This window comes from Azospirillum brasilense (assembly GCF_008365405.1).
Taxonomy (GTDB): domain Bacteria; phylum Pseudomonadota; class Alphaproteobacteria; order Azospirillales; family Azospirillaceae; genus Azospirillum; species Azospirillum brasilense_D.
Genome location: NZ_QOKV01000027.1, coordinates 1 through 12,281, shown reverse-complemented (window position 1 = coordinate 12,281; position 12,281 = coordinate 1). Strand labels below are relative to the sequence as shown.

Here is a 12,281-nt window from a genome sequence, read left to right as displayed (position 1 = left end):
CGAGGCGTCCTGCCTATTTCCTCCGGTCAGGAAATTTCAGTTCCGTGACAGTAAAAGTCCGAAGCGGCTCCAGTTAATATGTACACTGACAATTCGGCCTGCTGCACCGCGGAATGCGGGGCGACTCGGGGGCGGGCAGCTTGACTTCGCGCCGCCGCGGCCAACCGTCACCTTTCATCCCTTCCGAACCGCGATGGAATCCGACCCATGCCCCACCGCTTCGCGCTGGTCACCGGCGGCACCTCCGGCATCGGCGCCGGCTTCGCCCGTGCCCTGTCCGCCGACACCGGCCTTCTGCTGGCCGCCCGCAACGCCGAGGCCCTGACCACCGCAAAGACGGAGCTGGAGGCCGCCGGGCGCCGGGTGGAGGTGCTGGCCACCGACCTGACCACCGACGAGGGGCGGAACGCCCTGATCCAGAAAGCGGAGACGCTGGAGATCGACCTGCTCATCAACAACGCCGGGTCCGGCGCCTTCGGGCCGGTGCTCGACAACGCGCCGGAGGCGGAGCGGACGACGGTGGAACTGAATGTGGTGGCGACCACCGTGCTGACCCGCGCGCTGCTGCCCGGCATGATCGAGCGGGCGGCCCGCGACGGGCGGCGGGCCGGGCTGATCCTGGTGTCGAGCACGGCGGCGTTCCAGCCGATCCCGTTCCTTGGGACCTACTGCGCCAGCAAGAGCTTCATCCTGGCCTATGGCGAGGCGTTGGCGGCGGAACTGAAGCGCAAGCCGGTGGATGTGCTGGTCCTGTGCCCCGGCGCCACCCGCACCGCCTTCGGCAAGCGGGCCGGCTTCGCCCTGAACGCGCTGCCGGGGGCCGCCGATCCGCTGGACGTGGCGCGGGAGGGGCTGCAGGCGCTGGGGCGCCGCACGGTGCATGTGCACGGCTTCGGCACCCGCAACATGCTGCGCCCCTTCCTGTGGTCGCGCCACGCGGCGTCGGACGGGCTGGGGGCGCTGCTGGCCGCCTTCGACCGTGGCCAGCGCGCCGGCCGGACCGTTCGTCCGCCGCGGGCCTGACCCTAACGGTCGGACCCTGACCCGCTCTGCCGATCGGCGGCGGACGAACCCGACAGAGCAGCACCGTTGCCCTTCTTCTCGGAGGCGGGCTGCTCCGCCACCTGGGTCTTGTCGGCCTTCTCGGCCTTGGCCTCGACCTTCTCCTTCACGGCCTCGGTCGGCTGTTCGGACGGCTTGGCCTCGACGCGCACCGGGGCCACGCCGTCCTCGATCATGTCGAGCTTCTTGGCGGCCTTCTTCGACAGGTCGATGACCCGCCCGTCCACATAGGGGCCGCGGTCGTTGACGATGACGTCGACGCTCTTGCCGTTGTCCTGGTTGGTCACGGTGACCTTGCTGCCCAGCGGCAACTCGCGCGAGGCGGCGGTCGGCTTGTTCTGGTCGAAGCGCTCGCCGCTGGCCGTCTTCTTGCCGTGGAACGAGCCGCCGTAGAAGGACGCCTCGCCCTCATGGACGATCACCGGCTCGCCCTCTTCCGTGCGTTCCACGGCGATCGGCGGCACCGACGCGTCCTTGGGGCTTTGCGATTTGGATGAGGGCTGGGCCTGGGCGGCCATGGGGGACAGAGGCAAGGACAGGGACAGGGCGCAGAGCGCCATGGACAGTGTACGCGCCATGTGCATTCGAATGTACCTCCCATTGGACCTGGACAACATCCGTGGGAGGGCGGGGGTTCCACTGGATCACCGGCTCCGCCGCCGCGGGCTGGACCCGCCCGGTGCGTTGATGCTTCAATCGTCCCGTCAACGAAGGAGCGCGCAGGAATGGCCGTGAGCGTGGCGGATCTGGGTGTGGAGCCACGATTCGGCTGGGTGACGATGGGGGACGGGACGCGGCTGCGCACCGCCCATTGGACGGCCACCACCGCCCCGCCGCGCGGCACCGCGCTGCTGCTGACCGGCCGAGCGGAGTTCATCGAGAAATACGCCGAGACGGCGGGGGAACTGCTCGCCCGCGGCTTCGATGTCTTCGCGTTCGACTGGCGCAACCAGGGCCTGTCCGACCGGCCCCTGCCCAACCCCCAGATCCATCACCTGGACAGCTTCGACAGGCTGGCCGGCGATCTCGACGAGGTGGTGGAGCAACTGGTGAGGCCGCGGCAGCACGGGCCGCTGCTGCTGGTCGCCCACAGCATGGGCGGGTTGGTCGCCCTGATGGCCCTGCTCCGCAACCCGGCCCTGTGCGACGCCGCGGTGCTGACGGCGCCGATGTTCGACATCTTCACCGGTCCGGTGCCGCGCCGCATGGCGGTCTGGCTGGCCGAACGCCTGTGCGCCCGCGGGCGGGCCGCCGAATACGCCTTCGGCCAGCACGATTACGACCCGGTGGAGGGGCTGTTCACCCCGGTCAACCCGATCACCTCGGACCCCCGCCGCTACGCCACCTACCACGACGCCTTCCGCGACCGGCCCGAACTGCGGGTGGGCGGGGTCAGCTTCGGCTGGGTGCGGGCGGCCCTGCGCGCCGCCGACCACATCCGCTTCACCGCGCCGCTGGAGCGGGTGACGACGCCCATCCTGCTGCTGAGCGCGCCCGCCGACGCCGTCGTCCGCTCGGAATCGCACCGGCTGGCCGCCGCCCGGCTGGGCAACGCCGTGCTGAAGGAGCATCCCGACGCCAAGCACGAGCTGCTGATGGAGCGCGACGACATCCGCGACCGGGTGTGGGCGGATGTCGATGCCTTCCTCGCCGCCCTGAACTTGTAAGTCGGGCATCCGTAGGGCGGGCTGTGCTAGGTCCTTGGCGCGGGCGCCCGCGCGCCCACATGAGGGACGCTTTGCACCCGCTTTTCTGTTCAAGGGTCCGCCTTCCATGTCTGATTTCTGGAAAGAGTCCGGTTTCCATCTGCTGACGCGCGACGCCGACGGCTGGCTGGCGGTCACGCCGGACTTCCTGCGCGCCTATCTGATGCGGCCGGAGATGCGCCCGCCCGAGGACGCCTGCGAGACCGAGCACACGCTGTTCGCCGGCCTGCTCGACGATCCCGCCCGCCCCGTGCCGCCGGGCATGGTGGAGGCGCTGGCCGATGCGGATGCGCGGGAGAACTGGGCGGTCTGGCTGGGTTTCCGCGACCGGCTGCTCGCCGCCGGCACGGTCGAGGGCTGCTACCTCCGCCTGTTCCGCGAGGGCGCGCGGGGTGTGCCGGGGCTGTTCATCGACCAGATGGCCCATGTCATCCTGCGCAACCTTCTGGACGGCACGCCGTCAGGCCTGCGGGCGCGGGCGGGTGAGCTGTTCTTCCGGCCTCAGACCGTGTCGGTGGACGACGGGCGCGTCCGGCTGGCCGACAGCGAGACGGTGGAAATGCTGGCCGCGACCGGCGGCTTCGGCAGCCTGGGCCGGCTGGTGGTGGAGGCCGGGACCGCCCCGCGCTCCGTCGATCTCGACATCCTCGACGAGACCAACCACCCCCGCTATTGGGAGCGCGATTCGCGGCACGACACCGTGCTGGACGTGACCTTCGCCGCGGCCGGGCTGGATGCGCTGTGCCGCGTCCTGGAGGGTTGGGTGACGCATTTCCTGGGGGTGACGGTGTCGATCCATCCCGTGCAGCGGATCAGCGACGAGCGCTGGGTCTGGCATGTCGGGCTGGACGGGGAGGCCACGGCGATCCTCAACGACCTCTACAACGGGGCCGAGGTGGGGGAGGAGCGGCTGGCCCGCATCCTGTCGCTGTTCCGGCTGGAGTTCGCCGATCCGGCGGCCATGCGCGCCGACATCGCCGGGCGGCCCGTCTATCTGGCCCTGGCAATGACCGCCGACCGCAAACTGCGCCTCAAGCCGCAAAATCTGCTGGTCAACCTGCCGCTGGCGCAGATGAACTGATACCGAAGGCGTTTGATGGTCTCCATCGAGCGTCTTCGGTTCAAACCCGACAGCACATGGCGCAGCCATGTGCGAAAGGGTCATACGGCCGGCCGATCATGGAACTGTTCATGCGCCGGCCGTATGACCGGCATTCCTATAACCATACTGTATCTGTGACTATCTGTCGCCCAGGCGGCTGGCGGGCGGCGGCTTATAAGGATGTTTCCTGAAGGGGGAAACGTCATGCAATTAAACAACACGCAGCCGAAGACGATGAAGCCGAACCTTGCCGACCCGCGTTGGGCGACGATGGCGTGGCAGGACGGCTTCGGCGTCGGGAACGCCGTGATCGACGCCGACCACAAGCGCCTGTTCGAGCTGTTCAACGAATTCGTCACCGCGGTGAACGAGTTCCGCGCCGACAGCGAGATCCAGGACGTGCTGGGGGAGTTGCTCGACTACACCGACACCCATTTCGATCGGGAAGAGACGCTGATGCGCGAGCACGGCTATCCCGACTACACCGCCCACAAGGCGCTGCACGACAGCTTCGTCCGCCAGTTGCACGACGTGAACAGCGCGCTGGACGCGGGGGGCGAGAAAGGCGCCTTCGTGCTGGGCTTCCTCGCCAAATGGCTGTCGGGCCACATCCTGGGCGTGGACAGCAAGCTGGGCGCCTACCTCCGCGAGCGCGGGGTGGAGGCGTAGGTCTTAATAACCCTCTCCCCAGTGGGGAGAGGGTAAATATTGATGTTCAGCGCGTCACTGCTTGTTCGACTCGCCGCTGCCCTTCGGGCCGCGGTTCAGCGAGGTCATGCTGTCGCTGTACTGGAACTCCGGCATGTCGCGCACGCTCGCCTGGGTGACGTCGCGCAGCGTGATCGGGCCGTTGCCCGGCAGCACGTCGGCCAGCGCGATGTCCGCGGCGATCTCCTTGCCGCCGATGCCGAGGAAGCCGCCGCTCTGGATCACCAGGAGCTGCGCGTTGCCGTCCGGGCCGAGGATCACGTCGGACACTTTGCCGACCTTCTCGCCGTCCGCGCCGATCACCGTGCGGCTCATCAGATGCTCGACGCTGGCGCCGCCCGTGGCGTTGCTTGTGGGGCCGGCCGGACGGGCGCTCTGGCCCTGGTCCATGATGACCGAGTTCGGGGCCTGAGCCCCCGGGGTTTGGGCCGAACCGCCGGTGCCGGTCTGGGCCACCGCGGCGCCGGTCGTCAGCGCCAGGGCGGACAGGGTCGCGATCACCGTCTTGTGCATGGAAGGTCTCCTCGTTGCACGAAACCGACCCTTCCAACCGGAGGGAGCGGGAAAGGTCACGCGGGGCCGCCTGTGACATCGTGGGGCGACTCGGGGTGCCGTTCCGGAGGCCCCGAAGGGGGGCCGGTCCAGCGGGCAAAAGTGGGTCGGTGGGCGGGGGGCGGGAGGAAGGCGTACCGCCGATTCGCCCCCCGGGAATCCTGCGGTCGGAAGGTCCCGGCGACCCCGCGAAAGTGACGGATTCCTTACGGGAATCGGGCGCCGGAGGCTTTCAGCGCGGGACTAGATGTGGGGGTTGGTCGATTTTTCCCGGGAACCCGCGGCGGCTTGGCCCGTTGACCGGAGGCGCCATATCTAGGAGGTAGGCCCGCGTCAAGCACACAATATCTTGGGCCGGGTCTTGCTTGGCCCAAAGCTTGAGGCTAGGATGCGCACCAACATACAGGGTGTTGCGTTCGTCAGCCAGCGCGAGCTGCGCCGCACGGAGCGCGACACCTTTGTTCGCCAGCCAGAGGGAGCACGAGTCACATGCGGGTCCAGCGTCGTTTCACGAAAGAGGGTCAGGATGCTTACGCCGCTCTCGGCTTCCGCCGCACGACGAGCGAGATCCGCAACCCTGACGGCTCTGTGGTCTTCCAGCAGACGGACATCGAGGTTCCCGAGAATTACAGCCAGGTCGCCAGCGACATCCTGGCCCAGAAGTACTTCCGCAAGGCCGGCGTTCCGGTCGCCCTGAAGGCGGTCGAGGAGAACACCGTCCCGTCCTGGCTGTGGCGCAAGACCGCCGACGAGGCCGCGCTGGCCGCCCTGCCGAAGGAGAAGCGCTATTCCGGCGAGAAGTCGGCCAAGCAGGTCTTCGACCGTCTGGCCGGCACCTGGACCTACTGGGGCTGGAAGGGCGGCTATTTCGACACCGAGGCCGACGCCCGCGCCTTCTTCGACGAGATGCGCTTCATGCTGGCCGCCCAGATGGCGGCCCCGAACAGCCCGCAATGGTTCAACACCGGCCTGCACTGGGCCTACGGCATCGACGGCCCGAGCCAGGGCCACTTCTACGTCGATTTCAAGACCGGCCTGCTGACCTCGTCCGCCTCGGCCTACGAGCACCCGCAGCCGCACGCCTGCTTCATCCAGTCCGTCGCCGACGATCTGGTGAACGAGGGCGGCATCATGGACCTGTGGGTCCGCGAGGCGCGCCTGTTCAAGTACGGTTCGGGCACCGGCTCCAACTTCTCCCGCCTGCGCGGCGAGGGTGAGAAGCTGGCCGGCGGCGGCAAGTCGTCGGGCCTGATGAGCTTCCTGAAGATCGGCGACCGCGCGGCGGGCGCCATCAAGTCGGGCGGCACCACCCGCCGTGCGGCCAAGATGGTCACGGTGGACATGGACCACCCGGACATCGAGGCCTACATCGACTGGAAGGTGACCGAGGAGCAGAAGGTCGCCGCCCTCGTCACCGGTTCCAAGATCTGCCAGCAGCACCTGACCACGATCATGGCCGCCGCCCAGGACGGCCAGGACCCGAAGGTCAACAAGGAGCTGAAGAAGGCCGTCGTCGCCGCCCGCAAGGCGCAGGTGCCGGAGAACTACGTCCAGCGCGTGATCCAGTTCGCCGCCCAGGGCTTCACCAGCATCGAGTTCAAGACCTACAACACCGATTGGGACTCGGACGCCTACCTGACGGTGGCCGGCCAGAACTCCAACAACTCGGTGCGCATCTCCGACGACTTCATCCAGGCCGTCCTGAACGACGACGAGTGGAAGCTGATCCGCCGCACCGACGGCACGGTCCACCGCACGCTGCGCGCCCGCGACCTGTGGGACAAGGTCGGCTACGCCGCCTGGGCCTGCGCCGATCCGGGCGTGCAGTTCGACACGACGATCAACGATTGGCACACCTGCCCGGCCTCGGGGCGCATCAACGCCTCGAACCCGTGCTCGGAGTACATGTTCCTCGACGACACGGCCTGCAACCTCGCCTCGCTGAACCTGATGTCGTTCCGTCTGAAGGACGGTTCCTTCGACGTCGAGGCGTTCGAGCACGCCTGCCGCCTGTGGACCATGGTGCTGGAAATCTCCGTGCTGATGGCGCAGTTCCCGTCCAAGGAGATCGCCCAGCTCTCCTACGAGTTCCGCACGCTTGGCCTTGGCTTCGCCAACCTCGGCGGCCTGCTGATGTCCTCCGGCCTGCCCTACGACTCGGCAGAAGGCCGCGCCTACTGCGCCGCCATCTCCGCGGTGATGACCGGCGTCGCCTACGCCACCTCCGCCGAGATGGCGCAGGAGCTGGGCGCCTTCCCGGCCTATGAGCAGAACCGCGACCACATGCTGCGGGTCATCCGCAACCACCGCCGCGCCGCCTGCGGCGAGATGGAGGGTTACGAGGGCCTGTCGGTCAAGCCGGTGCCCTTCGTCGCCGACGAGTGCCCGGAGCAGGAACTGGCGATGGCCGCCGTCCGCGCCTGGGACATGGCGCTGGAACTGGGCGAGCAGCACGGCTTCCGCAACGCCCAGGCCACCGTGGTCGCCCCGACCGGCACCATCGGTCTGGTCATGGATTGCGACACCACGGGCATCGAGCCGGACTTCGCGCTGGTGAAGTTCAAGAAGCTGGCCGGCGGCGGCTACTTCAAGATCGTCAACCGTCTGGTGCCGGAGGCCCTGCGCACGCTGGGCTACACCGCCGACGAGATCGCCGCGATCGAGCGCTACGCGGTCGGCCACGGCACGCTGAAGGGCGCGCCGGGCGTCAACCACGAGACTCTGGCGGCCAAGGGCTTCCCGGCCGAGGTGCTGGAGAAGCTGGAGGGCAACCTCGCCACCGCCTTCGACATCAAGTTCGCCTTCAACCGCTGGACGGTCGGCGCCGACGTCATCGTCGACACGCTGGGCATCCCCGCCGAGCAGATGGACGCGCCGGGCTTCGACCTGCTGACCGCTCTCGGCTTCACCAAGGCCGAGCTCGAGGCGGCGAACACCTTCTGCTGCGGCGCCATGACGCTGGAGGGCGCGCCCTTCCTGAAGGACGAGCATCTGCCGGTGTTCGACTGCGCCAACCCCTGCGGCCGCATCGGCAAGCGCTTCCTGTCCTGGGAATCGCACATCACCATGATGGCCGCTTCGCAGCCCTTCATCTCCGGCGCGATCTCCAAGACCATCAACATGCCGAACACGGCGACGGTGGAGGAGTGCAAGGACGCCTACCTGCTGTCCTGGCGCCTGGGCATCAAGGCCAACGCGCTGTACCGCGACGGCTCCAAGCTGAGCCAGCCGCTCTCCGCCGCCCTGCTGGACGACGAGGAGGACGCGGTCGAGGAGATCGTCGAGGCGGCGAACGCCACCCGCACCCAGATGGTCTCCGAGCGCATCGTCGAGAAGGTCGTGGAGCGCATCATCGAGCGCAAGCGCACCGAGCGCGAGCGCCTGCCGCACCGCCGCAAGGGCTACACCCAGAAGGCGACCGTCGGCGGCCACAAGATCTACCTGCGCACCGGCGAGTATGAGGATGGGCGCATCGGCGAGATCTTCATCGACATGCACAAGGAGGGCGCCGCCTTCCGCTCGCTGATGAACAATTTCGCCATCGCGGTGTCGATCGGCCTGCAGTACGGCGTGCCGCTGGAAGAGTTCGTGGAGGCCTTCACCTTCACCCGCTTCGAGCCGTCGGGCATGGTGACCGGCAACGACACCATCAAGATGGCGACCTCGGTCATCGACTACATCTTCCGCGAGATCGCCATCTCTTACCTGGGCCGCACCGACTTGGCGCACGCCACGCCGGAGGATCTGGTGCCCTTCACGGTGGGCAGCGGCGACAAGCAGGGCGACCTGCCGGAGACCGGCGCGGTCCAGCCGTCGGACATCGTCCGCAAGGTCGCGTCCACCGGCTATGTCCGCAACAACCTGCGCGTCCTGAACGGCGGGCAGACCCAGCGGGTCTCGGCCGCGGCGGCCCTGGCCGCCACCGGCACCGCGGCCCAGGCCACGGCGTCCGCCGCCCACGCGGCGGTGGCCTCCAGCCCGGCGGTCGGCGCCGCGGTGGTCCATGCCGGCGGCACGGCCCCGGTCGGCGGTACCACCGGCACGGCTTACGGCGGCAGCAACAGCGACCAGCGCTACGACCGCATCCGCGAGGCCCGCGCCCGCGGCTACGAGGGGGATCAGTGCGGGGAGTGCGGCAACATGACGCTTGTCCGCAACGGCACCTGCCTGAAGTGCGACACCTGCGGCTCCACCACGGGCTGCAGCTGAGGCCAGCCGGTTCCATCCCCGGCATGGCGTGGAAAAGGGGAGGTCCTCGGACCTCCCCTTTTTTCATGCGCGCTGGCTTCGGGGGCGCCACCGTCGGTGGGTTGAACCCTGCGGGCATGGTTTTCGCCGCCGGCAGGGGGCCCCACCGGCGGCGGTCATCGCGAGCGGGACGGGGTCAGACCGGGATGTTGGGAAAGACGCGGCCGGAAAGCTGGGTGTCGGCCAGTTCTGCCGGGACGGCGTCACGCTCCTTCAGCCAGCGGGCGAACTGGCGGTCCGCGGAGTTGATGTGCAGCATCAGCCATTGCGGCAGGAAAGTCGCCAGATATTCGGCGATGTTCTCCTCCGGCACGTTGCCGGTGGTGAAGGCGTGCAGTTGCTCCCACGCCAGGGAATGCTGGACGAGATGGTCAGCCAGGAAGGGATAGCCGGCTTCTTCCATCACCTTCTGCTCGCTCGCGAAGTGAATCTCCGTATAGACCACCGCATCGGCCAGGGTGCGATAGACTTCCCCGCGGGAACGGCCTTCGGCAACGGCGACATGGAACGCCTGGACCAGCCCGATCCAATGCTTGTGCTGCTCGTCGATCTCCTCGACGCCCAACTCAAGATCGTCGCTCCAGACGAGATCCTGAAAATTCTCGGCGGGCATGTCCATGATCACGATGACTCGGCTTAAAGTGGTGACAGCGTGGGCATCATAAACACGGTCGTATGTGCATCAATGGTTTGAATTGAGATAAATTGTCGCGGCTTTGGTGTTTTGGTGGTGAGCTATGGCGCAAGCCGAGGGGTGTGTGTCCTTGCCGGACGCCGGGCGCGGGTCAATATGCGGGCCTGTGACGACACAGCCGACGGGATGCGCCATGCGACGTGCGATGAACCGCCGCCTCCGCCTTTTGCCGCTCCTCGCCCTGCTGGTGCTGCCGCCGCTGCAGGTCGCGACCGCCCAGGAGGCGGCACCTCAAAACGCGGCAGCTCCAAACACACCGGCCCAACACGAGCCGAACCAGAGCGCAGCGAAGCCGGCGGAGCGGACCGGCAACGGTTTCGATGCCCAGCGCAGCGAGACCAGGCACCAGCTGCCTTTGCCCTCCGGGCCGCTCGCCTACACGGCGGTGGCGGAGTTCCTGCCGCTGCGCGACGGCCCGCGCGAGGAGGTGGCGGCCCGCGTCTTCACCGTCACCTATACGCTGGATGGGGGCACGCTGGACGGGACGCCGCGTGGCCAGCGGCCGGTCGCCTTCGTGTTCAACGGCGGGCCGGGAGCCTCCTCGGCCTATCTGCATCTGGGGGCCCTGGGGCCAAAGGTGGTCGGCTTCAACGACGACGGGTCGCTGACCCGCCCGCCGGCCCCGCTGCTGGACAACCCGGACAGCTGGCTGGCCTTCACCGATCTGGTCTTCATCGATCCGGTCGGCACCGGCTACAGCCGGGGCATACGGCGTGACGGTGGAAAGGAGGAGGGCGCGCGGCGGGACGAGGACCCCGGCAAACGCTTCTGGTCGGTCGATGCCGACAGCCGGGCCATGGCGGAGATCGTCCGGCTCTGGCTCACCCGCAACGGCCGCTGGGAGTCGCCGAAGTTCCTGGTGGGGGAGAGCTACGGCGGCTTCCGCATCGCCAAGATGGCCAACCGGCTGATCGACGACACCGGCATCGCGGTCAACGGGCTGATCATGGTGTCGCCGGTGGTCGATTTCGCCACCATCCGCGGCGGTGGCGGGCTTCTGGTGCCGGCGCTGCGGCTGCCCTCCTACGCCGCTTCCGCCGCCGCCAACGCGCTGGTTCCCGGCACGCCGGAGCAGGCGGCGGCGGCGGCTGAGCGTTACGCCTTCAACGGCTACCTTACCGGGCTGGCCGGTCTGGACTACCGTCGGCCCGGCGCGGCGCAGGGCTTCTTCGCCGAGGTGGCGCGGACCACCGGCCTGCCGGAAGAGCTGGTGACCCGCTTCCGCGGCGAGATCCCCACCGACGTCTTCGCCCGCGAGCTGCTGCGCGGGCGGGGGCGGGTCGCCAGCGTCTATGACGGCACCTTCACCGCCGCGGACCCCGACCCGTCGGCGGCGCGCCTTCCCTTCGATCCTTTCCTGAAGGGCACGGTGCCGACCTACACCACCGCCTTCGCCGCCTACGCTCACGAATGGCTGGGCGTGTGGACGGAGGTGCCGTTCGACCTGCTCAGCGACCGGGTGAATCGGGGCTGGGAATGGCCGCGCTCCGGCCAGCCCAGCGCGGTGGACGATCTCCAGGCCGCCCTGACCCTGCAGCCCGCGCTGCGGGTGCTGATCGCCCATGGGCGCACCGACCTCATCACGCCCTACATGGCGTCGCGCTGGGTGGCGTCCCGCCTGGAGCTGCCGGACGGGCAGGCCGACCGGGTCGCCGTGACGGTCCATGAGGGCGGTCACATGATGTACACCCGCGCGCCGGAGCGCGCGAAGCTGGCCGCCGACGCGCGGGCCCTGATCGAGGCCGCGCTGCGGTAAGGTGAGCGGGCGAAAAAAGACAGGCGCCCCGGTCGGGGCGCCTGCTGCGCAATGCCTTGCCTCGGCCTGTGGTCGCCGGCTGGACCTTGCCGGTTAGAACAGGCGCAGGATCGACTGCTGCGACTGGTTGGCCAGCGAGAGGGCGATGGTGCCGAGCTGCTGACGGGTCTGCAGCATCAGCAGGCTCGCGCCTTCCTCGTTCTGGTCGGCCAGCGTCAGCTTGTTGGCGCCTTCGACCAGCACGTCGCTGAACTCCTTGGTGAAGGTTTCGCGGGTCGTGATGATGTTCAGGTTGGTCGACAGCGTCTGCGAGGCCGAGCGCAGGCTCTGCTTCGCGTAGTCGATGCTGGCGACCGCCTTGTCGATGTCGGCGCGGTCGGTCCAGTCGTTCTGCGCGTAGTCCAGACGCAGGCCCTGGCCGCTGGTGGTCAGGTTCTGCGACTTCACCGTGAT

At 68.5% G+C, this 12,281-nt stretch carries 10 protein-coding genes; 6 read left to right on the top strand and 4 right to left on the bottom strand.

Features of this window, described 5'->3' with window-relative positions; genetic code table 11:
• Positions 1-207 precede the first annotated feature (207 nt).
• On the top strand, positions 208-1,023 hold the full coding sequence (locus tag DS837_RS27630) for an SDR family NAD(P)-dependent oxidoreductase (RefSeq protein ID WP_149167662.1): 816 nt from the start codon (positions 208-210) through the stop codon (positions 1,021-1,023).
• Positions 1,024-1,025: 2 nt separating this feature from the next.
• Here DS837_RS27630 and DS837_RS27625 read toward each other — a convergent pair whose 3' ends face one another.
• The gene (locus DS837_RS27625) at positions 1,026-1,646 is read right to left on the bottom strand and encodes a septal ring lytic transglycosylase RlpA family protein (protein ID WP_149167661.1); all 621 of its coding nucleotides are present in this window, start codon (positions 1,644-1,646) and stop codon (positions 1,026-1,028) included.
• A gap of 141 nt (positions 1,647-1,787) precedes the next feature.
• Here DS837_RS27625 and DS837_RS27620 point away from each other — a divergent pair, with 141 nt between their 5' ends.
• From DS837_RS27620 to DS837_RS27610, 3 genes are all read left to right on the top strand, one after another.
• Positions 1,788-2,729: an alpha/beta fold hydrolase gene (locus DS837_RS27620; protein ID WP_149167660.1), complete on the top strand. Its 942-nt coding sequence runs from the start codon at positions 1,788-1,790 to the stop codon at positions 2,727-2,729.
• 106 nt (positions 2,730-2,835) lie between these two features.
• On the top strand, positions 2,836-3,849 hold the full coding sequence (locus DS837_RS27615) for a DUF6352 family protein (protein WP_149167659.1): 1,014 nt from the start codon (positions 2,836-2,838) through the stop codon (positions 3,847-3,849).
• 225 nt (positions 3,850-4,074) lie between these two features.
• A complete protein-coding gene (locus DS837_RS27610) occupies positions 4,075-4,539 on the top strand; it encodes a bacteriohemerythrin (protein ID WP_170295999.1) in 465 nt (154 codons plus the stop codon).
• 54 nt (positions 4,540-4,593) lie between these two features.
• Here the strand turns inward: DS837_RS27610 and DS837_RS27605 are convergent, their stop codons facing one another.
• Positions 4,594-5,091 carry a PRC-barrel domain-containing protein gene (locus DS837_RS27605; protein ID WP_247890166.1) on the bottom strand — a complete coding sequence of 166 codons (498 nt, stop codon included), beginning with the start codon at positions 5,089-5,091 and terminating at the stop codon, positions 4,594-4,596.
• A gap of 528 nt (positions 5,092-5,619) precedes the next feature.
• On the opposite strand from DS837_RS27605, the gene DS837_RS27600 reads away from it, so the two are divergent.
• A complete protein-coding gene (locus DS837_RS27600; protein ID WP_149167657.1) occupies positions 5,620-9,339 on the top strand; it encodes a vitamin B12-dependent ribonucleotide reductase in 3,720 nt (1,239 codons plus the stop codon).
• Between the two features lie 175 nt (positions 9,340-9,514).
• Here the strand turns inward: DS837_RS27600 and DS837_RS27595 are convergent, their stop codons facing one another.
• Positions 9,515-9,997, bottom strand: coding sequence for a bacteriohemerythrin (locus tag DS837_RS27595; RefSeq protein ID WP_149167656.1), 483 nt, complete (start codon positions 9,995-9,997; stop codon positions 9,515-9,517).
• A gap of 208 nt (positions 9,998-10,205) precedes the next feature.
• On the opposite strand from DS837_RS27595, the gene DS837_RS27590 reads away from it, so the two are divergent.
• Complete coding sequence (locus DS837_RS27590) at positions 10,206-11,828, top strand: S10 family peptidase (RefSeq protein ID WP_149167655.1); 1,623 nt, start codon at positions 10,206-10,208, stop codon at positions 11,826-11,828.
• 93 nt (positions 11,829-11,921) lie between these two features.
• Here the strand turns inward: DS837_RS27590 and DS837_RS27585 are convergent.
• On the bottom strand, positions 11,922-12,281 hold a 360-nt coding region (locus tag DS837_RS27585; RefSeq protein WP_282187591.1), incomplete at its 5' end, for a flagellin.